The sequence below is a fragment of the Amycolatopsis keratiniphila subsp. keratiniphila genome, from assembly GCF_001620365.2.
GTDB classification, from domain to species: domain Bacteria; phylum Actinomycetota; class Actinomycetes; order Mycobacteriales; family Pseudonocardiaceae; genus Amycolatopsis; species Amycolatopsis keratiniphila.
Map to the genome: position 1 here is coordinate 136,134 of NZ_LQMT02000019.1, position 19,405 is coordinate 155,538.

The 19,405-nt window shown below is 68.1% G+C and carries 15 protein-coding genes; 6 read left to right on the top strand and 9 right to left on the bottom strand.

Annotated elements, in window-relative coordinates; translation table 11 throughout:
* Positions 1-41: 41 nt before the first annotated feature.
* Positions 42-1,175 (top strand): SWIM zinc finger family protein, encoded by a 1,134-nt coding sequence (locus AVR91_RS18680; protein ID WP_063273937.1) that lies wholly within the window; start codon positions 42-44, stop codon positions 1,173-1,175.
* On the opposite strand, the gene AVR91_RS18685 is transcribed toward AVR91_RS18680, so the two are convergent.
* From AVR91_RS18685 to AVR91_RS18700, 4 genes are all read right to left on the bottom strand, one after another.
* Positions 1,158-3,605: a DUF6493 family protein gene (locus AVR91_RS18685; RefSeq protein WP_063273938.1), complete on the bottom strand. Its 2,448-nt coding sequence runs from the start codon at positions 3,603-3,605 to the stop codon at positions 1,158-1,160. The two genes, AVR91_RS18680 and AVR91_RS18685, sit on opposite strands and share 18 nt — an antisense overlap.
* A gap of 563 nt (positions 3,606-4,168) precedes the next feature.
* On the bottom strand, positions 4,169-5,194 hold the full coding sequence (locus AVR91_RS18690; RefSeq protein ID WP_063273939.1) for an NAD(P)-dependent alcohol dehydrogenase: 1,026 nt from the start codon (positions 5,192-5,194) through the stop codon (positions 4,169-4,171).
* The gene (locus AVR91_RS18695; protein ID WP_063273940.1) at positions 5,191-5,907 is read right to left on the bottom strand and encodes an iron-sulfur cluster assembly protein; all 717 of its coding nucleotides are present in this window, start codon (positions 5,905-5,907) and stop codon (positions 5,191-5,193) included. Before AVR91_RS18695 ends, AVR91_RS18690 begins: the two co-directional genes overlap by 4 nt.
* A gap of 1 nt (position 5,908) precedes the next feature.
* Positions 5,909-6,922: an amidohydrolase family protein gene (locus AVR91_RS18700; protein ID WP_063273941.1), complete on the bottom strand. Its 1,014-nt coding sequence runs from the start codon at positions 6,920-6,922 to the stop codon at positions 5,909-5,911.
* A gap of 181 nt (positions 6,923-7,103) precedes the next feature.
* On the opposite strand from AVR91_RS18700, the gene AVR91_RS18705 reads away from it, so the two are divergent.
* The gene (locus tag AVR91_RS18705; protein WP_211282732.1) at positions 7,104-8,540 is read left to right on the top strand and encodes a helix-turn-helix domain-containing protein; all 1,437 of its coding nucleotides are present in this window, start codon (positions 7,104-7,106) and stop codon (positions 8,538-8,540) included.
* On the opposite strand, the gene AVR91_RS18710 is transcribed toward AVR91_RS18705, so the two are convergent.
* Positions 8,537-9,373, bottom strand: a complete 837-nt coding sequence (locus AVR91_RS18710; protein ID WP_083737637.1) for an NAD(P)-dependent oxidoreductase — start codon at positions 9,371-9,373, stop codon at positions 8,537-8,539. The two genes, AVR91_RS18705 and AVR91_RS18710, sit on opposite strands and share 4 nt — an antisense overlap.
* Positions 9,374-9,425: 52 nt before the next feature.
* Between AVR91_RS18710 and AVR91_RS18715 the strand changes: the two genes are divergently transcribed.
* Positions 9,426-9,809: a MerR family transcriptional regulator gene (locus AVR91_RS18715; RefSeq protein WP_063273943.1), complete on the top strand. Its 384-nt coding sequence runs from the start codon at positions 9,426-9,428 to the stop codon at positions 9,807-9,809.
* Between the two features lie 12 nt (positions 9,810-9,821).
* On the opposite strand, the gene AVR91_RS18720 is transcribed toward AVR91_RS18715, so the two are convergent.
* A complete protein-coding gene (locus tag AVR91_RS18720; RefSeq protein WP_016334432.1) occupies positions 9,822-10,811 on the bottom strand; it encodes a malate dehydrogenase in 990 nt (329 codons plus the stop codon).
* Positions 10,812-10,855: 44 nt separating this feature from the next.
* Complete coding sequence (locus AVR91_RS18725) at positions 10,856-11,344, bottom strand: MarR family winged helix-turn-helix transcriptional regulator (protein WP_063273979.1); 489 nt, start codon at positions 11,342-11,344, stop codon at positions 10,856-10,858.
* A 90-nt stretch (positions 11,345-11,434) separates the two neighbouring features.
* Here AVR91_RS18725 and AVR91_RS18730 point away from each other — a divergent pair, with 90 nt between their 5' ends.
* The 3 genes from AVR91_RS18730 to AVR91_RS18740 all read left to right on the top strand — a co-directional run bounded on the left by AVR91_RS18730 (position 11,435) and on the right by AVR91_RS18740 (position 13,625).
* Positions 11,435-11,845, top strand: coding sequence for a nuclear transport factor 2 family protein (locus AVR91_RS18730; RefSeq protein ID WP_063273944.1), 411 nt, complete (start codon positions 11,435-11,437; stop codon positions 11,843-11,845).
* Between the two features lie 270 nt (positions 11,846-12,115).
* Positions 12,116-12,757, top strand: a complete 642-nt coding sequence (locus AVR91_RS18735; RefSeq protein ID WP_063273945.1) for a DUF4360 domain-containing protein — start codon at positions 12,116-12,118, stop codon at positions 12,755-12,757.
* Positions 12,758-12,980: 223 nt separating this feature from the next.
* Positions 12,981-13,625 (top strand): DUF4360 domain-containing protein, encoded by a 645-nt coding sequence (locus tag AVR91_RS18740; RefSeq protein WP_063273946.1) that lies wholly within the window; start codon positions 12,981-12,983, stop codon positions 13,623-13,625.
* Positions 13,626-14,206: 581 nt separating this feature from the next.
* On the opposite strand, the gene AVR91_RS18750 is transcribed toward AVR91_RS18740, so the two are convergent.
* On the bottom strand, positions 14,207-16,294 hold the full coding sequence (locus AVR91_RS18750; RefSeq protein WP_143254030.1) for an FUSC family protein: 2,088 nt from the start codon (positions 16,292-16,294) through the stop codon (positions 14,207-14,209).
* The gene (locus AVR91_RS18755) at positions 16,291-19,371 is read right to left on the bottom strand and encodes a GH92 family glycosyl hydrolase (protein ID WP_063273948.1); all 3,081 of its coding nucleotides are present in this window, start codon (positions 19,369-19,371) and stop codon (positions 16,291-16,293) included. Before AVR91_RS18755 ends, AVR91_RS18750 begins: the two co-directional genes overlap by 4 nt.
* Between the last annotated feature and the right edge of the window lie 34 nt (positions 19,372-19,405).

Here is a 19,405-nt window from a genome sequence, read left to right on the forward strand (position 1 = left end):
AACCCGCAAAGACTGTCGGGGGCACTGGCTAGGGTTGCGCGGTGGTCACCGAGGTCTTGCTGGAGCAGCTGGAAGAGGACGCTCCGACGTCCGTGCTCTTCCAGGGTTTTGTGGTGCCCGGAGCACAGGCGGCCCAGGCGCTGCTCGTGCTGGGGAAGGTCGCCCGCACCCGGTTCTGGACGCCGCCGTCCATGGTGAAGCGGTTGATCGCCGAGTCCGATCCGGTGTTCACCGCGGATCGGACGACGCTGCGAGCGGAGGCTTTCTCGCCGTGCTGCGGCGTCTACGCCAGGCTCGATCTGCTGGAGGCGGGTGAGCTCGGTGAGGGTTGCACCAACGTGGATCTGTCCGAGGCGACGAGGACCGTTCTGGCCGGGGTCGTCGCCCAGGATCCGTTGCATCTGACCGTTCGTGGCGAGGGAATCCGCCTCCGCACGCTCGACGGGCAGAACGACGAGTCCGTGGTGCCGTTGCCGGATCGCTGGGTGTCGGGGTTCGCCGAGGTCGCCGCTGTCACGGCGGGTGCGGTCGAGAAGGCGGAGCTGGACAAGACGGAGGCGCGGAACTTCCTGCGGAAGCTCCCCACTTCGGTCGGTAACTCTTGGGCGGTGGCGTCGGGCCGTGGGCTCCGGCTGACGTCACGGACGGGCCGGGACTCGATCCCGGCGACCGGGCTCCATCGGTTGCGGATCGTCGAGCCGCTCACCCGGTTCGTCCAGGGGCTGACCGTCTACACGCGACCGGACAGCGAGGTCGCGACTTGGGTGCTCCGGTTGGAGCGTGCGCGGCTCGTCGTAACGTTGTCCCCGGAGCCGTCCCGCGGTTTCTCTGGCGAAGGCGGCTGGCTGAACGTGCTGGCGGAGGGGCTCGAAGCGCCGGAACTCGTCGCGGGTCGCGCCGGGCACGACGTCGTCGACGGCACGTGGTTCCCACGTGAGCTCCCGAGCGGGGCCGCTCCGGCGAACGGCAGGCTGGCGAAAGCCCGGGAGCTCGTTGCCACCGGAGCGGTCCGTATGTTGCCGGACGGCGGCTACGAGATCACCCGCGCGGGCTCGGTGCAGCGTGTCCGGCTTTCGCCCGCCGGGTGCACGTGTGCGTGGTGGGCCAAGCATCAGGAGAACCGAGGGCCCTGTTCGCACGTGCTGGCGGCTCGGATGTCAGCCGCCGAGTCGTGACGCCGCCTTCGCCGCTTTCGAGCTGCCCTTGAAGCCTGTGAGCCATTCCTTCGTTTCGGCGCTGATCGTGCCCGCTCCGCGGTCCACGAGGTCCGCGGCGAGCTCCAGCAGCGCGAAGATGCCGCGGTGGGAGGAGGCCAGCTTCGGCAGCAAAGTGTCCAGTGTGGACAGTACGGCGATCGGGTGTTCGTTCGCGATGACCGCGAGCCGGGGTGCCAGCCGCGTGATGATGAGTTGCGAGCCGAGTACGCCCAAGGCCTCGCCGAGCGCGTGGGGGCCGAGCATCCGCTGCTCCAGCAGGGTGAGCACGGCGTCCGTCCCGAGTTGGACGGCGGCGGGGCGTTTCAGCGCCAGAGTGGTGGCGAGGAGCATCGTGCCGGGGATGCCCGGTACCGAGGGGCTGTCGAGGAACGGTGGCAGCGCGGCCTTCTCCACGGGATAGCCGACTTCGATGTCGTTGAAGTACAGGTTCCCGGCGACGGTGGCTTCGAGGTGGTCGCGGTCGTACGGGGAGGAAACCGCTTCGTGGCATTCGGTGAAGCCGAGCCATTCGGGGGCCCGGCCCTCGAACGGGATGCCCAGCCAAGGAACCCCCGGTGAGACGGGTTCCGGGGTTTGTTCGACGTTCAGTGTGTTCGAGCCGTAGTGGGTCAGGCCGGCTTTCGGCGTCCAGGTGATGGGCGGTCCGGGTTCGCCGCGGAGTGCGGCGGCGGGGTCTGCGGATTCGGGGTGCCGGGCGCGGGCGGCGGCGAGGGCGGTCCAGCCCGTGTTGTCGATGGCCGGTCCGCCGAGGGCGTAGCGGATGGTGTCGGCGTGCGGTCCGGTGAGATCCGTGGCGAGCGCGAGGGCGGCGGATCTCGTGTCGGGGGCGAGCCGGAGCAGTGCGTCGGCGACGTCGTCTTCGGCCGCGTCGGGGTGTTCGAGCATGCGGGCGACGAAGACGACCGGGTCGAGCCAGCCGCCATGGTGGGTGGCGGCGGAGACGGGGACGGCGGTGCCTTCGAGGAGGGCGGTGATCCGGTGGTGGAGTGGGCGGCGCCAGCCGTCGACCTGCGGTAGCGGGGCGACGTCGCGGCCGGTGAGGCCGAGGACGAGGGTGGCGATCATCTTCGGTACCGCCGCGCTGTACTGCTGGTCGGCGATTCGGGCGGCGCGTTTCACCAGCGGTTCGAGTGCGTCCTGGAGCTCACCGGCGACACGGTGGGCGCCGTCGAGGGCGGCCAGGAGGAGGTCTGCCTGGTCGGGGTCGGCGAGCAGGGAGGAGAGGGCTTCGGCGACCGCGGCCGGGGTGTCGGGGATTTCGAGCGGGGCGGTCAGCGTTTTGCGCTGGTTCCAGGGTGTTCGGGTGGGTTCCGGGTACTCGGTGGTCTCGATGACGGGTGGCGCCTCAGGGGTGACACCGAGCCGGGCGGTGGCGATGGCGCGGACGTCGGAGGCGTCGTGGGTGATTGCCGCTTCGAAGACTTCGTTGGCGAGGTCGGTGAGTTCGGGGCGCCGGTCGGCGATGCGGCCGGCGAGTTTGAGGGCGAGTTTGGCGGTGGCGGCGCCGCGTCCGGCGGCCGCGGCGGGGAGGTGCTGGAGTGCGACTTCGTCGTCGAGTGTGCCTTGTTTGTCCACAAGGGACAGTGCTTTGACGGCGAAGGAGACGGTGCGGGGGAGGCTGCTTCCGCACAGCCGGGCGTAGCGGTGCTGAGCCGCTGTGCGTTCGTCCGGGGTGGGGGCGAGCGCTTCGTGGAGCGCGGAGTACCACTGGGCGCGGAAGGCGGCGAAGTCGCGGGCGAGGATGTCGAGAGTGAGGTCGAGGAGCCGGGTGCGGTCGAGTTCGCCGGTCTCGGTGAGTTCGAGCAGCGCGGTGGACCATTTGTCCTCGTCGCGGACGTACTTGTCGAAGGCGGCGAAGCTGGCGTCGCCGTTGCCTTCGATCGTGAGCAGTTCCCAGATTTCGGTGAGGGCTTCGCGTTCGGTCCGGAGCCGTTCGGCCAGCGATTTGCCGCGGAAGCGTCCGGCCCAGCGGAACCAGCCGGCGTGGTATTCCGGTGTCCGGATGGGTTCGAGGTCGCCGTCGAGGATCATGCGGCGGATGGCTTCCCAGGCGGTGTGGTGGCCGATCATGCGCAGCGCGATCGTCTTGCGTTCGGTGAGGGAGCGGTCCTGCAGGACCCGTTCGAGGATCGTGGGCGAGGCGATCCAGAGTTTGCGCAGCAGGGGGTCGCTGGCGGGGAGCGCGGTCCAGAGGGCGGTCGCGGCTTGCTGGGCCCTGAGCGGGTTGCGGGCGCCGTAGGTGTCGGGCTTGATCTCGACGAACTCGCGGCTGTCCTTGAAGGCGGCCAGGAGTTCGGGGACGAGGGCTTTCCGCTCGGCGGAGGGAAGCTCGAGGGCCCGGGTGAGGACTTCCGTGGGCTGGCCGGTGAGGAGTTCGTCGAGGTGCACGGGCCCATTGTGTCGTGAGTGGTGAGGACGGTTCTGGTGAACCTGTACTTGCTCACCCACTCGGCTTGACACTGCTGTGGCGGAGCCGATGCCGGCGAGTGGGGAGGATTGGGGACGTTCAGTGTCCGGAATCTTCCCCGCTCGGTATGACCTTGATCAACGGAGGATTCGGGACGTTCAACGTCCCCGATCTTCCGTTGATCAAGGTCCTCGACCCGAGCAACCCCTCGACGATGTAGGAATTAGGACACTCAACGTCCCGATTCCTACATCGTCGGCACCTGGCACGCCGAGCTTCCGGCTCTATCAACCCCGAGACCCGCACGACCCTCAACATTCAAAACACCGATCCGCTCTAACCGTCCTTACCAGTCAGGACCCGCGTCGAGTGTGGGAAGGGGACCTTCACGCGCCGCCGCTGTGACAGTTGTGGTCACTGATGCAGATGAGCTGCCGGTGACGAACCTTGAGGGTCCGTGAAGGCCTCCTTACCTACCTTCAGAGTAGGCAAGGAGGCCTTCACGGGCTTCCGGCCAGCAGACTCAGCAAGACACAGTTGGTGGTCAGGGGACGAGGATGGCGCGGCCCCGGATTCGCCCGGCGTCGAGGTCGTCGAGCGCGGTTTGGAACTCTTCGAGCGGGTACCGCGCGGTGTGGAGTTTCACGCGGCCTTGGGCGGCGAGGACCATGAGTTCGCAGAGGTCGGTGTAGGAGCCGACGAGGTTGCCGATCAGGTTGATCTCGGTGGAGATGACGTCGATGGTGGGGACGTCGATGTTCTCGCCGTAGCCGACGACGTGGTAGTCGCCCGCGCGGCGGAGCATGGCGAGGCCGTCTTTGGTGGCGCCGCCTTCGCCGACGAAGTCGATGACGGTTTCGGCGCCTTCGCCGTCGGTGCGGTCGAGGACCTGGTCGATCTGGGTGCCGTCGGCGATGACGCCGTGGTCGGCGCCGATGGTGACGGCGAGGTCGACGGCGTCGGGGTTGCGGTCGACGACGACGAGTTCGGCGGCGGTGAGGGCTTTGAGCACCTGGATGCCGATGTGGCCGAGGCCGCCGGCGCCGATGACGACGCAGCGGTCGCCGGGCCGGAGCCGTCGGGCTGCTTTCGCTGCTGCGTGGTAGGCGGTGAGGCCCGCGTCGGCGAGGGCGGCGACGTCGGCGGGTTCGAGGGTCTCGTCGATCTTGACGACGCTGCGGGCGGAGGTCTTGAGGTATTCGGCGTAGCCGCCGGCGGTGTCGATGCCGGGGAACTGCGATTGGGCGCAGTGGACGTCGTCGCCGGAGCGGCAGGCGCGGCAGAGGCCGCAGGTGATGAGGGGGTGGACGATGACCTTGTCGCCTTCGGTCACGTTGGTGACGGCGCTGCCGACGGCGTGTACCCAGCCGGCGTTCTCGTGGCCGATCGTGTACGGGAGGGTGACGCCGGATTTCTCGGCCCATTGGCCTTCGAGGATGTGGAGGTCGGTGCGGCAGACGCCGGCGCCGCCGATGCGGACGATGACGTCGTAGGGGCGGGTGGGTTCGGGTTCGGCGACCTCGGTCAGCTGGAGCTTTTCGTGGTAGCCGATGACCTGGATCGCTTTCACGATGAGTGGACCTCCTGGTCGCGTGGTGTCTGGTCGGTGGCGGATTCGGGGTAGCGGGTGCGGAGCAGGCCGCGGCAGAAGTGGGCGTTGCCGTCGATCGAGATGCGGACGGAGCGGGCGAAGCGCAGTCGTAGCGGGACTTCTTCGCGGGGGTAGGGCGTGCCGTGGTCGTCGACGAGGACCGGTGCGTCGGGTGTGGTGTCGAGTCCGAGGGAGGTCCGTCGTCGTAGGAGTGCGTGGGTGGTGCGGTGGTCGGGAAGGTCGGCGAGGGTGATTTCGTGGAGCGCTTCCTCGGTCAGTTCGCGGTTTTCGCGCAGGAGCCGGGTGAGGGCGCGTTCCATGGCCGCGGTGTGGGCTTTGCGGCGGAAGGTGAGCCGGAGTTCGTCGAGGTCCTGTTCGGCTTCGTCGCCGAAGGTCCCGCGGTAGCCGGCGTCGGCGGCGAGGCCGCGGTTGATGAGGTCGGAGTCGTGGTGGTCGTCGAGGACGACGTGGGCCTGCTCGACCCAGTCGAGTGCGGTGAGGACGTCTTTGGCGTCGGAGGCCATGAGGTAGGCGAAGTTCGGTGAGCAGAACGACGTCGGGAGCCTCAGGTGGACGGTGACCGTCGTTCCTTCGACGGTGAGGGAGCGGACGAAGCCGAGGTCGGTCACAGGCTCGTCGAGTTCGGGGTCGAAGACGGCGTGGAGTGCGGCGTAGGCGTCGTGTTCGCGCATGTCAGGCCACCGAGACGGCTTGGGTTTCGATGCGCCGGACCTGGAGTTCCCCTGGCACGGGGAGGTCGTACATCGCGGCGGCGTTGAGGCCGAGGATCTTGCGTTTCTGGTCGGTGGTGAGCGGCGCGTACTCGGTCATGTCCTCGGGGATCTGGAAGTCGACGAACCGTTCGACCAGCCATTTCGGGGTCCAGAGCGCGTAGTCGCTGGAGAACTGGATGCGGTCTTCGTCGAGCCAGTAGAGGAGTTCGCCGATGATCTGGGCGAAGTAGCGCGGGCGGGTGTGGATGAACGGCATCGCGACGGCGAGGCCGGCGTGGACGTTGGGTTCCTGGGTGGCGATCCAGCAGAAGTCTTCGAGCCGGGGGAGTCCGCAGTGTTCGACGACGAAGTTGAGGTCGGTGTAGTCGGTGGCGACCTTGTCGATGTCGGCGACGTCGAAGGCGTCCCGGTCGAGTGGGCGGATGGTGGGGCCCTTGTGGACGTGGATGTTGCGGATGCCGAGTTCGAGGCAGGTTTCGAGGTAGCGGCGGCACCAGGGGTCGTCGAGTTCGTAGCCGCGGGAGTCGTCGCGCCATTCCGCGGTGTAGAGCTTGACGCCTTTGAGGCCGAAGCGTTCGGCGTCGCGGCGTAGCTGGTCGAGGCCTGCTTGTTCGAGGCGTGGGTCGAAGCAGTGGTTGTAGGTGAGCTTGTCCGGGTGCCGCCGGGTGAGGGCGAAGGCTTCTTCGGTTTGGCCGAAGCCGTTCTTGTAGAAGGCGCCGAGGTGGGCGGGCTGGAAGATGGCGTGGTCGACGTAGCCGTCTTGGAAGAGGTCCTTCATCAGGCGTGCGCCGCCGTAGTAGAGGTATTCCTCGTAGGACCACAGTTCGGATTCGGGGCTGAGGTTGCGGTGGTAGTCGTAGAAGCAGTCGATGAACTGTTTGCCGTGGATGTTGGCCTGGTTCTCCGGCCGGGCGTCCCAGAGCGCGACGTGCGCGTCCACGATGTAGTAGGTCTCGCCGTCTTTGGTGTACATGGGTCTTCCTCCGCGTTCGTGACCGCCGTTGGCACGTTGGAGGTGAACGGTAGGGGCGTCGGCGCAGGTCAGGGAGTCGGTCGGTGTCTCAGTTTGAGACACCGAGCAGGCTGTGAGTCGCGGGTCGCGCACGTACGCTGAGCGGAGGTCCGAACGCACTGTCGCGTCCCGGGAGGTCGATGTGGAGAGCGCGAATGCGGTGATCGCGCCGCGGTTGCGGGCGTCCTGGCAGCGCAGCGCCCGGTACGGCGCGCCCGAGGACGAGGTCCGGCCGGTGTTCACCGGTTCGCTGGACACGGGTTCGTTGTTGTACGAGTGCGGTAACGAGGTGTTGCGGGGGTTGCAGGCGACGCTGGCGAATGAGCCGGTCAGCTTGATGATCACCGACAGTGAGGGTCTGGTGCTGAGCAGGCTGTGCACGGACGCGTCGATCGTCCGGTCGTTGGATCGGGTGCATCTGGCGCCGGGGTTCTACTTCGCGGAGAGCAATGCCGGGACCAACGGGCTGGGGTTGGCGCTGGCCGATCGCGCGCCGACGCTGGTGCGGGCGGCGGAGCACTACTGCACGGGGTTGCGGGGTTATACGTGTGCGGCGGTGCCGGTGCTGGATCCGTTGACCGGTGCGCTGGCCGGGAGCGTGAACCTGACGACGTGGTCGGATCAGTCGTCGGAGCTGCTGCTGGCGCTGGCGCAGGCGGCGGCCGGGAACACGGCGGCGTTGATGCTGGCGCGGGCGTCGGGGCGGACTCCGCGGCCGGCGCCGCGTGGTGAGGTGTTTCGGGTGCATTCCGATCGGTTCGATCCGGCCGACGTCCCGAGTCTGTCGCCGGGCTGGTCGGAGGCGCTCGACGAGGCGAGTGTGGCGTTGAGCCGAGGGCGGGTGGTCGCCGTCGTCGGGGAGGCCGGGGCGGGGAAGACGGCGCTCGCGTCGGCCGCGCGGCGGGCGGCGCGGCCGCGTGACCGGGTGCTCAACGCGCGTCCGCCCGCGCCGGACGACGTGGACACGTGGCTGACGCTGTGGACTCCGGAACTGCTCAAGGACGAGACCTGCGTGATCGTTTCGGGGGTGGACACGCTTCCGGCGTGGGCGGCCGCCGAGCTGGCGGGGTTGTTCGCCCAGGCGCACAGGGAAGGTGAGCCGCCGCCGTTCGTGCTGACCGCGCAGGACGCCGGTGGGCTTCCGGAGGCGCTCGCCCCGCTGGTGGAGGTCGTGGTCGAGGTTCCGGCGTTGCGGTTCCGGCCGGACGACGTGCTTCCGCTTGCCCATCATTTCGCCCGCCGCGACCGGGGCCGCGAGGTGGTGTTCACCCCGGCCGCGGTGCGGGCGCTGACCGCGTGTGACTGGCCGGAGAACGCCAAGCAGCTGCGCCGGGTGGTGCGGGAGGCGGCGTCGCGGTCGGACGTGATCGACGGCAGGCATCTGCCGGCGGAGGTGTTCTCCGGGGTGGGGCATCGCCTGAGCCGGTTGCAGGCGATGGAGCGGGACGAGATCGTGCGCTGCCTCGCCGAGCCGGGGTCCACTGTGGTCGGTGCGGCGGAGAAGCTCGGGATGGGCCGGGCGACGCTGTACCGGAAGATGGGTCAGTACGGGATCAAGGCGCGGCAGTTCCGGTCTTAGCGGGCGGCGAGCCTGGCGAACCCGTCTTCGCCGTGTCCCGCGTCGATGGCGCGCTGTACTTCGGCGCGAGCGGCGGCAAGGACGCCGTTGTCGAGGTTTTGTGCGCGGATCGCGTCGAGGATGTGGTCCATCGTCGCGGCGGTGGCGTGGAGGGTGCCCGCGTCGCCGGAGTAGTTCGCGGTGGCGACCTGTCCGGCGAGCAGGTCGATCATGGCGGGGAAGAAGCCGAGGAGGGCTTTGGCGTGCGCGGCGATGTCGGCGGCGGCGATCCCCTCCGCCTTGGCGAGCGCGAGCATGTGGATCACGCCGCTCATCGAGGTCCAGAGCATGTCCTGCAACGACGCGTCGAACGCGGCGGCCCGGCCGGGGGAGTCGCCGACGTGCAGCGAGTTCTCGCCGAGCGCGGCCAGTGTGGATCGGTGTGTTTCGTAGACGTCGGCGGGGCCGCTGAAGAACAGGGCCGCGTCCGGGCCGCCGATGGCGTCGGTGGTCGCCATGATGACGCCGTCGAGGTAGTCGATGCCGTGGTCGGCGGCCCAGGTCGCCATCGCGCGGGCCTGTTCCGGTGATCCGCCGCTGAGGTTCACCAGGGTGCGGCCTTTGAGCGCGTCGGTGTCGAGGATCGACCGTGCGACGGCGTAGTCGCGCACGCAGACGATCACGAGCGGGCTGGCCGTGATCGCTTCGGCGGTGGTCGCGGCGACGGCGGCGTCGAGGCCGTTTTCTTTGCCAGGAGTGCGATTCCAGACGGTGGTGGGGTGGTCGGCGGCGGTGAACGCGGCGGCGAGGGCGTGCCCCATGGGGCCGAGTCCGAGGACGGTCACGGTGGTCATGGCGGCTAAGCTAAACCTTGACATTGACGTGAGAGTCAAGTCTGGAGTGCGGATGCGGATCGGGGAACTCGCGCGGCGGACCGGCGTCAGCGAGCGCGCGCTGCGGTACTACGAGGAGCAGGGTCTGCTCACGCCGGAGCGGCGTCCGAGTGGCTATCGCGTCTACGGGGACGCCGACGTGGCGGCGGTGCGGCGGATCAGGATCCTGCTCGGGGCCGGCCTGAACACCGCGCAGATCCTGGAGATCCTGCCCTGCATCGTCGACGAGGACGGCTGGTTGACCCCCGACTGCCCGGAGCTGGTCGACGCCCTGCGGGAGCAGCGTGCCCGGATCGACAGCGCGATCGGCGAGCTGGAAAGCACCCGCGCGAACCTCGACACGATCATCGGCCGCGAAAAGGCGGCCGTGTCCCGGGGGACACGGCCGCCTTCGTGAGGTGGTTCAGGCTCAGATGAGGCCGAGCTTCTTCACCGCGTCGCGCTCTTCGGCCAGCTCGTTGACCGAAGCGTCGATGCGGGCGCGCGAGAAGTCGTCGATCTCCAGGCCCTGGACGATCTTGTACTCGCCGTTCGCGGCGGTGACCGGGAACGAGGAGATCAGGCCCTCCGGGACACCGTAGGAGCCGTCGGACACGACCGCCGCCGAGGTCCAGTCACCCTCGGGGGTGCCGTTGACCCAGGTGTGGACGTGGTCGATCGCCGCGGAGGCGGCCGACGCCGCGGAGGACAGGCCGCGGGCCTCGATGATCGCCGCGCCGCGCTTGGCGACGGTCGGGATGAAGTCGTCGGTCAGCCACGCCTGGTCGGTGATGACCTCGGTCGCGGCCTTGCCGGACACCTCGGCGTGCGCGATCGACGGGTACTGGGTCGCGGAGTGGTTGCCCCAGATCGCGACCTTCTTCAGCTCGGTCACCGGTACGCCCAGCTTCTTCGACAGCTGCGCGAGGGCGCGGTTGTGGTCGAGGCGGGTCATCGCGGTGAAGCGGTCGGCCGGGACGTCCGGCGCGTGCGCCTGCGCGATGAGGGCGTTGGTGTTGGCCGGGTTGCCGACCACGAGGACCTTGATGTCGCTCGCCGCGCCGGCGTTGATGGCCTCACCCTGCGGCTTGAAGATGCCACCGTTGGCCTCGAGCAGGTCGCCGCGCTCCATGCCCTTCGCGCGGGGACGGGCGCCGACGAGCAGGGCGACGTTCGCGCCCTCGAAAGCCTGCTTCGGGTCGTCGAAGATGTCGATGCCCGACAGCAGCGGGAACGCGCCGTCTTCGAGCTCCATCGCGGTGCCCTCAGCCGCCTTGACCGCCTGCGGGATCTCCAGGAGCCGCAGCTTCACCGGGGTGTCCGGGCCGAGCAGCTGACCGGACGCGATGCGGAAGAGCAGCGCGTAGCCGATCTGGCCGGCCGCACCGGTGACGGTGACGTTGACAGGGGCTTGGGTCATTGCGGTTCTCCAGCTTGAGGCGACATCGACTTTGTACCGCGATGCTAGTCCTGTCCCGAGTCGCCGTCCGGGTGCGTCCAGTCACTGTTTTCTTGATCGATGCCGTCGGCGGCCACGTTCGCGGCGAGTCGCGAGAGCAGCCCGGCCAGCATGGTGATCTCGTCGTCGCTGAACCCGGCCCGGATCCGTTTGTCGTGCGCGATCGCCGCCTTCGCCAGCCGGTGGAAGACCGTTTCACCCTCGTCGGTGAGTTCGACGACATGCACCCGCCGGTTGTCGGGATCGCGCCGCCGCGTGATCAAGCCAGCACTCTCCATGGCGTTCAGGTGATGGGTGAGCGTGGCGCCTTGGATGCCGACCGCGGCCGCGAGTTCTCGCTGGTTGGCCACGCGCCGGGTCTTCAGCGTGATCAGGATCTGCCAGACGGGCTGTGAGCCGCCGTCGGCGGCCAGTGCCTGGTCGAAGGCGCGCCCGACGGATTTGGCGGTCTTGGCGAGGACGACCCCGATGGGCGCCGCGGTGGGTTTCTGCACGTCCGGAGCATAGCGCATGCCCCTAAAGGTTTGACGTCTAATCATTCGAGATCTAACGTAGAAGTCGTCGAACGAAAGGGAGGGAACACCATGCGCAGTACGGAGAGCGAGATCCGCGACCTCGGGGCTCGCTGGGCCGACGCCGAGGTCCGCGGCGACACGGAAGCGCTCGACGCGATGACCACCGCCGACTTCACCCTGGTCGGGCCGCTGGGATTCGTGCTCGGGAAACCGCAATGGCTGCAGCGCTACCGCGGCGGCGACCTGGTCACCGAGAAACTGGAGTGGACCGAGGTCGACGTCCGTGACCACGGCACGGCCGCCGTGTCCGTCGGCGTGCACGCGCAGGAGGGCACGCATCAGGGGAACCGGGTCGACGGCCGGTTCCCCGTCGCCCACGCGTTCGTCCGCGACGACGACCGCTGGCTCATCGCCGGCATCCACCTGAGCCCGATCGGCGGCTTGCCGCCTTTCGCGCGCCCCGAAGCCTCCGGAAGGTGACGGTCGCCACCGGAACCGGCTTGTCTCCACGGAATCGTCAACGGCGAAGCCGCGAAAGCCTTTTTCATATCGTGCGAATCGAATGGTGTTTTCCGGGGCCTGCGGTGTTCGCAATGGCTCCGGAAAACGGTTACAGTCCATAATACGTTTTCATGAACCGATTGCCGAGACGGTTTCGTCCGATCGGCGGGCGGCATCGTGATGATCGACTCGCTAACATGAGTCCGCCCAGTTCCCCGCCCCCCGTGTGGAAGTTTCGGGAAGGACCCCATGCTCAATGCAGTGGTTGCCGCCGTATCTCTTTTCTCGTCGATAATAACGCCGAACAGCATGTCCCCGCCGCCCGGACCGCCGCCCGACCGGGTCGTCATCGACGTCGTCACCGTCAACGGATCCGGCTGCCCGCCGGGTTCGTCCGCGGTGGCCGTCGCCAGGGACAACACTTCCTTCACGGTCACCTACAGCGAATACACCGCACAGGTCGGCGTCGGCTCGAAGCCCACCGACTTCAGGAAGAACTGTCAGTTGAACCTCAACATCCACGTGCCGCAGGGATTCACCTACGGTATCGCCAGCGCCGATTACCGCGGTTTCGCCTCACTCGAATCCGGGGCCAAGGCGCTGCAGCGGGCGAATTACTACTTCCAGGGTAATTCGCCGACCGCGCAGGTGAGCCATCCCGTCAACGGGCCGATCTCGGACAACTGGCAATTCCGTGACGAGGCCGAAGGTGGCGTCATCATCTACAAGCCGTGCGGCGAGGACCGGAATCTCAACGTGAACACGGAACTGAGGGTCGGCGCGGGTTCGTCGGATCCGAAGAAGACCACCAGTTTCATCACGATGGATTCCACCGACGGCGCGTTCAAGACCACCTACCACTTCTCGTGGAAGACCTGCCCGACCTCCTGACCTCTCCTCCATGGTGACGGCCTGCTTCCCGGCCCGGAAGAAGGCCGTCCCACCCATGCCCGGTCAGGGCCTTGGCCGCTCTGAACGAGGACTTCACCGCTCGTCGCCGCCTTGCCCGGCGGCGACGAGTCTTCTCGACGACCCCATTTCCGGCGGGCGGCAGGGAGAAATCGTCTCGCTGAATCCGCCGATCCCGCCGTTTCGAAGCTTTGGGAAGGATCCCATGCTCAACGTGCTGGTCGCTGCCGTAACGTTTTTCTCCTCGGTCGTCACCCCGAACGCCTGGGTGCCGCCCCCGTTGCCGGCCGACAAGATAGTCATCGATGTCGTGACGGTCAACGGAACCGGATGCAAACCCGGTACGGCGGCCGTTTCCGTATCGCCGGACAACACCGCGTTCACGGTCACCTACAGCGAATACACCGCACAGGTCGGCGTCGGCGCGAAACCGACCGATCTGCGCAAGAACTGTCAGCTCAACCTCTATGTCCACGTACCGCAGGGATTCACCTACGGTATCGCGGGCACCGACTACCGCGGATTCGCCTCCTTGGCCGCGGGAGCCACCGGACTGGAACGGGCCAACTACTACTTCCAAGGCAATTCGCCGACGTCGTATGTGAACCACAGCCTCAAAGGCCCGTTCGAGGACAACTGGCAGTTCACCGACGACATCGAAGTCGGCGCCATCGTCTACAAACCCTGTGGTGAGGACCGGAACTTCAACATCAACACGGAACTGCGGGCCGCGGTCGGCACTTCCGATCCGAAGAAGACCACCAGCTTCGTCACCATGGACTCGACCGACGGTTCCATCAAGACCACCTACCACTTCTCGTGGAAGACCTGCCCGAAACCGAAGAACTGATCCCTGAACCTCGTGAGCGCTCGCGGATGGTTCGAAGTACATGAAGGCCCCCTTCCTTGCGCTAGGCGCAAGGAAGGGGGCCTTCATGTACTTGGGGAAGGTGTGAAGGTCGAGTTCCCTCGGCTCAGCCGAGTGAAGGAGGCCTCCACACGCTGCCGCTGCGACTGCCGGGGCTTATGGGGCGCGTGTGAGTGCCCGCTGGTCCGTGAAGGCCTCCTTGAGGGACCCAGCGTCCCTCAAGGAGGCCTTCACGGACCAGCATTTTGTGTACCTACGTGTGACCGGCGTGGGAGCGAAAGTCCGGTTGTCGTCGCGGTGGCCGTCCTGGTCGTGAACGTTGATCGTGCCGGTCACGCCCAGGGGCTGACGACCGAGCGGGGAAGATTCCAGACGTTGGACGGCCGGAATCTTCCCCGCTCACCCAAGACCACAACCAGCATTACGCCTCCCTCACCAACGGGGTCGACCGTGGAGGGTTCAGGACGCACAACGTCCCGAATCCTCCACACTCGGCCCGGCCACACCATCGGGTCAGCAAACACGGGTCCCTCAAGGAGGCCTTCACGGACCGACCTGGGCCGTCACGACTTCCCCGACGGCACCGGATCCGTGGCCTCCACCCCGAACACCCGCCCCAGCGCGATCACCGTCTCGTCGAGATGCCCGAGACTGGTCAGCACCGAACGCGCCTGAGGATCGTCGATCCGGTCCGCCACCGGCGTCCCGTCGTCCCGCACCAGCGTCCCGTGCCCGGAACCGCCGGGATCACCGATCGCCTCCCGCAGCACGACGATGTTCGCCCGGATCCGCCCGGTGTACAGCAGGAGCCGGTCCGCCTCGTTGAGCAGCAGGCCCGGCTGCGACCGCGCCGCGACGTGCCGGGCGCGGAAGGCGATCGTCTCCACCGTCGTGAGCACGTGCCAGCCGTAGTCACGACGGCTGCTGAGATTCACCGGATGCGTCAGCGGCTCGATCGTCGTGCGGACCTTGTCCACCGCACGGTCCAGATCACGCGACTTCTCGATCACGCTCACGTTCTCCGCGCCGGACAACAGGCCCGCGGTCTTCTCGACGAACTCGTCCAGTTCCTCCAGCAACGCCGAGACGTCGTCGAGCATCACCGCGCGCGTGCGCACCGGCACGATCACCACCGCCGCCAACACCCCGGCCGCCGCGCCGACGGCGGTCTCCGCGACCCGGATCCACAGCACCTCGAGGCTGAACGTCCCCAGCAGGCTGTACAGCAACCCGAGCATGCTGGTGATGAAGAACGCCATGATCACCTGCGACACCCGCGCCATGTACACCATGCCGAACACGCACACCAGGATCAGCGCCAGCGTCGCAGGCACACTGCCGGACACGAGCAGCGTCAGCACCAGCCCGCCCACGATCCCGATCAGCGTGCCGCCGATCCGCCGGACCCCCTTGACGAACGTCGCCCCCGCGGTCGACGAGCCGATGAACACCACGAACACGGTCAGCACCGCCCAGTACCACCGCTGGCTCGACACCAGTTCCCCGCCGAGCACGGCGAGCCCGCCGCCCACCACGGCCTGGATGGCGCTTCGTGTCTGGTTGTCGTAGGCGAACGCCGACGACTTCTCCTCGTCGGGGTCTTCGGGATCGTCGACGGCATCGGAGACGTCGTGTTCGGCGACCCGCTGCGCGCGGACGTCGGCCAGCGCGAGTTCGGCGAGCGCGCGCCGGACGCCGTCGCCGGGTGCGGCGTGCTCGTCGATCCGGCTGCCTTCCACCAGCATCTTGCTGAACTCTTCGGTCTCGCTGATCAGCGGCAGCTCCCGCGGGTCGCGCTCGATCAGCGACCGGAATCGCCGCATCCGCGCGATCAGATCGTCGCGGACGTCCTCGTCGAGATCCTCCGCGCAGGTGCGCTGCACCGTGATCGTCAGCCACTGCACCGCCAGCTCGACCTCGATCGCCCGGCGGCGCAGCCGGTTCACCGAATCCGCGCCGGTCACCTCCGGCGCCGTGTCCTCGATGAGCAGCACCGACTCGTGCATCCGGGCGTTCGTCGTGCGGAGCCGCTTGCGGGTGCGCTCACTGCCGCCGACCGCGAGGTGGTCCTCCGCCGCCCGCACCACGGCGGCGAGCCGGGCCCGGAACGCCCGCCGGATCCGCAGGAACTCCGCGTCGGTATGCCGTCGCAGCAGCACGAAGCGGACCACCGCGTTGGCCGCGATCCCGATGGTCAGCGCCAGCAGCAGCACCGGGACCTGCTTCAGATGCGTCTGCAGGAACATCGCGAAGAAGAACAGGAAGAACGACAGCGAACCCAGCGCGATCCCGCGCGAACCGAATCGCTGCGCGTAGACCGCGACGAAGATCAGCAGCACGAACACGATGCTGTCCAGCGGCGGCACCGCCGACCCCACGCTCGCCGCGGTGAGCGACGCCGCGCCGAGCACCAGCCCCAACGCCAGGGTCACCGCCTGCTTCCCCGGGGTCTCGTCGTTGACGGTGAAGGCCGACGTCATCGCGGCGATCGCGGCGACGAGGACGATCGTGAGCGGCTGATGGAACGGCAGGATCGCCAGCACCGCGACTACGATGCTGAGCACGGCCGAGAAGCCGAGCCGGAGCCGGACCAGGCCGGGATCGGAGGCGACCAGACGGTCGGTCGTGGCCTGGGTGATGCGGGAGATCATCGGGCGAGCAGCTCTCCTTGGGCGAGGGTGACCCGCCGGGCGGTGGACGAGGTGACGCGAAGACGGTATCGGGCGTGCTTCACCGGCCCGGCGAGGGCGAACGGCCGCGTCTGACGGCGCCAGCGGAACTTCTCGCCCTCGCGCTGGTCCAGCAGCGTCCAGTGCTCGCCGTCGTCGGAGCCCTCCAGCACCCACGACCGCGGATCACCCCGACGGCTTCCCGAGGTCAGCGTGTACATCATGACCTCGCGCGAGGCGTCCTCGACGGGGAACTCGATGACGGGTTCGCGCGCGGGGAAGGTGATCTCGGTCTTGGTGGTGTCGTCGAACAGGGGGCCGTCGGTCACCGTGATGTCCATGAGCGGGCTCGGGGCCGCAGGCTCGGCGGGGGAGCGGCCCCACTCCGACGGCTGCTCACCCATCGTGAACTTCAGCACCGCGCCCTCGGCCAGCACGGAATGCGCGAGCGTGCCGCTGTCGTGCGGTTGCCCGTCGATCGTCAGCCCCTGGACGTACACGGTGTCCTCCGTGTTGCCGGGCGCCTCGATGACCAGGTCCTTCCCGTTCTCCAAGTGGACGGTCGCCTTCGTGAACAGCGGCGAGCCGATCACGTACTCGGGGCTGCCCATCGCCAGCGGATAGAACCCGAGCGCGGCGAAGACGTACCAAGCGGACATCTCGCCGTTGTCCTCGTCGCCCGGATAACCCTGACCGAGGTCGCTCCCGACATAGAGCCGCCGCAGGACCTCTCGCACGATCCGTTGCGTCTTCGACGGCGCGCCCGCGTGGTGATAGATCCAGGGGATGTGGTGCGACGGCTGGTTGGAATGCCCGTACTGTCCCATCCGGACGTCGCGGGCCTCGGTCATCTCGTGGATCAGCCCGCCGTAGGAACCCGGTTTGCGGCCGGTCTCCGGAGTCGCGAAGAAGGTGTCCAATTTGGACTCCAGCGCTTCGGTGCCGCCGTGCAGCGCGGCGAGCCCGGCGCCGTCGTGGGGGACGGAGAACGCGGTGTTCCAGGAGTTCGTCTCGGTGAAGTCGCCGCCCCACGCCTCGGGGTCGTAACCCGCGGCGCCGAAATGACGGCTCCCGTCGCGGTTGCGGCCCTGGAAGAACCCGATCAAGTGGTCGAAGTGGTTCGCGTACTGCTGCGACCGCTGCCGGAAGTACGCGGCGTCGTCGCTCTGCCCGAGCACCTCGGCGAAATTGGCGAGGCCGAAGTCGTTGACGCAACCCTCCAGTGCCCACGACAGGCCTTCGTGGACCGACGTCGGCGTGAACCCGAGGAAGATCGACTCGTGCAGCCCCTTCCGGCCGACGCTCTGGCCGCGCGGTGTCACGGTCGCGTTCTTCAGCGCCGCTTCGTAGGCGGCTTCGACGTCGAAGCCGCGCACGCCCTTGAGATAGGCGTCCGCGAACGCCACGTCGGAACTGGTGCCGGTCATGAGGTTGGCGTAGCCGGGGGAGGACCAGCGCGAGATCCAGCCGCCCTCGCGGTACTGCTGGACGAACCCGTCGATCATCCGCCCACAGCGGCTCGGGGTGAGCAGGGCGTACGCCGGCCACGTGGTGCGGTAGGTGTCCCAGAAGCCGTTGTTGACGTACATCTCGCCGTCCACGACCTTCGCGCCGGTCCTGGTGCGTGAGCTGGGCCAGAGGCGGCGGATGACCGGGCTCGCGTGACGGACGCCCTTCGGCGTGTCCTCGTGCGCGGAGTTCGGATAGAGGAAGAGCCGGTAGAGGTTGGAGTAGAACGTGGTGCGCTGGTCCTCGGTCGCGCCCTCGATCTCCACCCGGTCAAGCACCTCGGACCATCGCGCACGGGCCTGGTCACGGACCTGCTCGAAGCTCGTGCCGGCGGGGATCTCCTGGTCGAGGTTTCGTTTCGCCTGCGCGAGGCTGATCAGCGAAGTCGCGATCCGCATCGTCACCTCACCCGCGGCGAACTCCAGGAACCCGGTCACCGTGCGCCAGACCGGACGCCGGATCCTCCCGCCGCGTTCTGCCGGGACGTCGAACTCGGCGTACACGAACATCCGCCGCGCCCCGGCCGACAACCGGCTGCGGACCCAGGTGTGCCCGGTGACCACGCCGTTCGCCGCGTGCAGGCGCAGGCCACCCCGGTTGCGGGCGTTGTCGAACAGCAGCCAGCCGCGATCACCGGGGAAGGTGAAACGGAACAGGGCCGCATGGTCCGCCGGGGCGATGTCGGTGGTGACACCGTTGATGAACCGGACGCCGTAGTGATGCGGCCGGTCGATCTCGTCGTCGTGAGAGAACGCGAGCGCGCGGCGGGACCGGTCGGCCTCCACCTCTCCGATGCCGGGCATCACCTGGAAGGTGTGCCGGTCGCCCATCCACGGACTCGGCTGATGCGACAGCGCGAACGCCTGCAGCGCCGGGCGGTTCGCGGCGTCGTTGTGCCGGTGGTAGCTGTAGATCCAGTTGGTGACGCTCGCGTCGGTGACCGGGGTCCAGAAGTTGAAGCCGTGCGGGATCGCCGTCGCGGGGAAGTTGTTGCCCCGCGAGAACTTGTCGCTGGAATGCGTGCCGCGGGTGGTGCGGACGTGATCGACGGGATCGCGGCTCTCGATCGTGCGCTCGGTGAGCCGGACGTCGTCCACCCAGCCCGCGCTCTCGCCGTCCGGCGGTTCGCTGACCAGGACGATCCGGGTGATCCGCCGTCCGGCGAACTCGCCCAGCCGCCGGCGCACGAGATTCCACTGGTCCACGTACAGCGTCTTGCCAAGGCCTTGCTCCGTGGCGCTGAACCCGGCCGACGTCCCGTCGTCGAACTCGACGTCCAGCGCCACGAAGGTGCTGCGATAGCCGGGCACGTCGGACTCGGCCTCGGGGAAGACCACATAGGACAGTTCGGTGTGGCCGGTGACCTCGACGTCCACTTCGAACAGCGTCGCGCGCAGCGTGTTCTCGTATCGGAGCGCGTGCGCGCCCGTGAACCCGACGCCAGGCTTCGCCGTCGGCGACGAACGCGGCCCGGTGCCGACGCGCAAGGCCGGATCCACCGGCTGCGGATCACCCGTTTCGAAGGAGGAGAAGAACCCGGTGATCGTCACCAGGCCACCGTAACTCCCGCGCGTGCGCCCGGCT

Excerpts from the sequence above, each read along its gene's own strand:
- AVR91_RS18695 (WP_063273940.1), bottom strand. The coding sequence starts at position 5,907 with ATGCGCGAACACGACGCCTACGCCGCACTCCACGCCGTCTTCGACCCC.
- AVR91_RS18750 (WP_143254030.1), bottom strand. The coding sequence starts at position 16,294 with ATGATCTCCCGCATCACCCAGGCCACGACCGACCGTCTGGTCGCCTCC.
- AVR91_RS18740 (WP_063273946.1), top strand. The coding sequence starts at position 12,981 with ATGCTCAACGTGCTGGTCGCTGCCGTAACGTTTTTCTCCTCGGTCGTC.
- AVR91_RS18710 (WP_083737637.1), bottom strand. The coding sequence starts at position 9,373 with ATGACCACCGTGACCGTCCTCGGACTCGGCCCCATGGGGCACGCCCTC.
- AVR91_RS18735 (WP_063273945.1), top strand. The coding sequence starts at position 12,116 with ATGCTCAATGCAGTGGTTGCCGCCGTATCTCTTTTCTCGTCGATAATA.
- AVR91_RS18715 (WP_063273943.1), top strand. The coding sequence starts at position 9,426 with ATGCGGATCGGGGAACTCGCGCGGCGGACCGGCGTCAGCGAGCGCGCG.
- AVR91_RS18730 (WP_063273944.1), top strand. The coding sequence starts at position 11,435 with ATGCGCAGTACGGAGAGCGAGATCCGCGACCTCGGGGCTCGCTGGGCC.
- AVR91_RS18700 (WP_063273941.1), bottom strand. The coding sequence starts at position 6,922 with ATGTACACCAAAGACGGCGAGACCTACTACATCGTGGACGCGCACGTC.
- AVR91_RS18720 (WP_016334432.1), bottom strand. The coding sequence starts at position 10,811 with ATGACCCAAGCCCCTGTCAACGTCACCGTCACCGGTGCGGCCGGCCAG.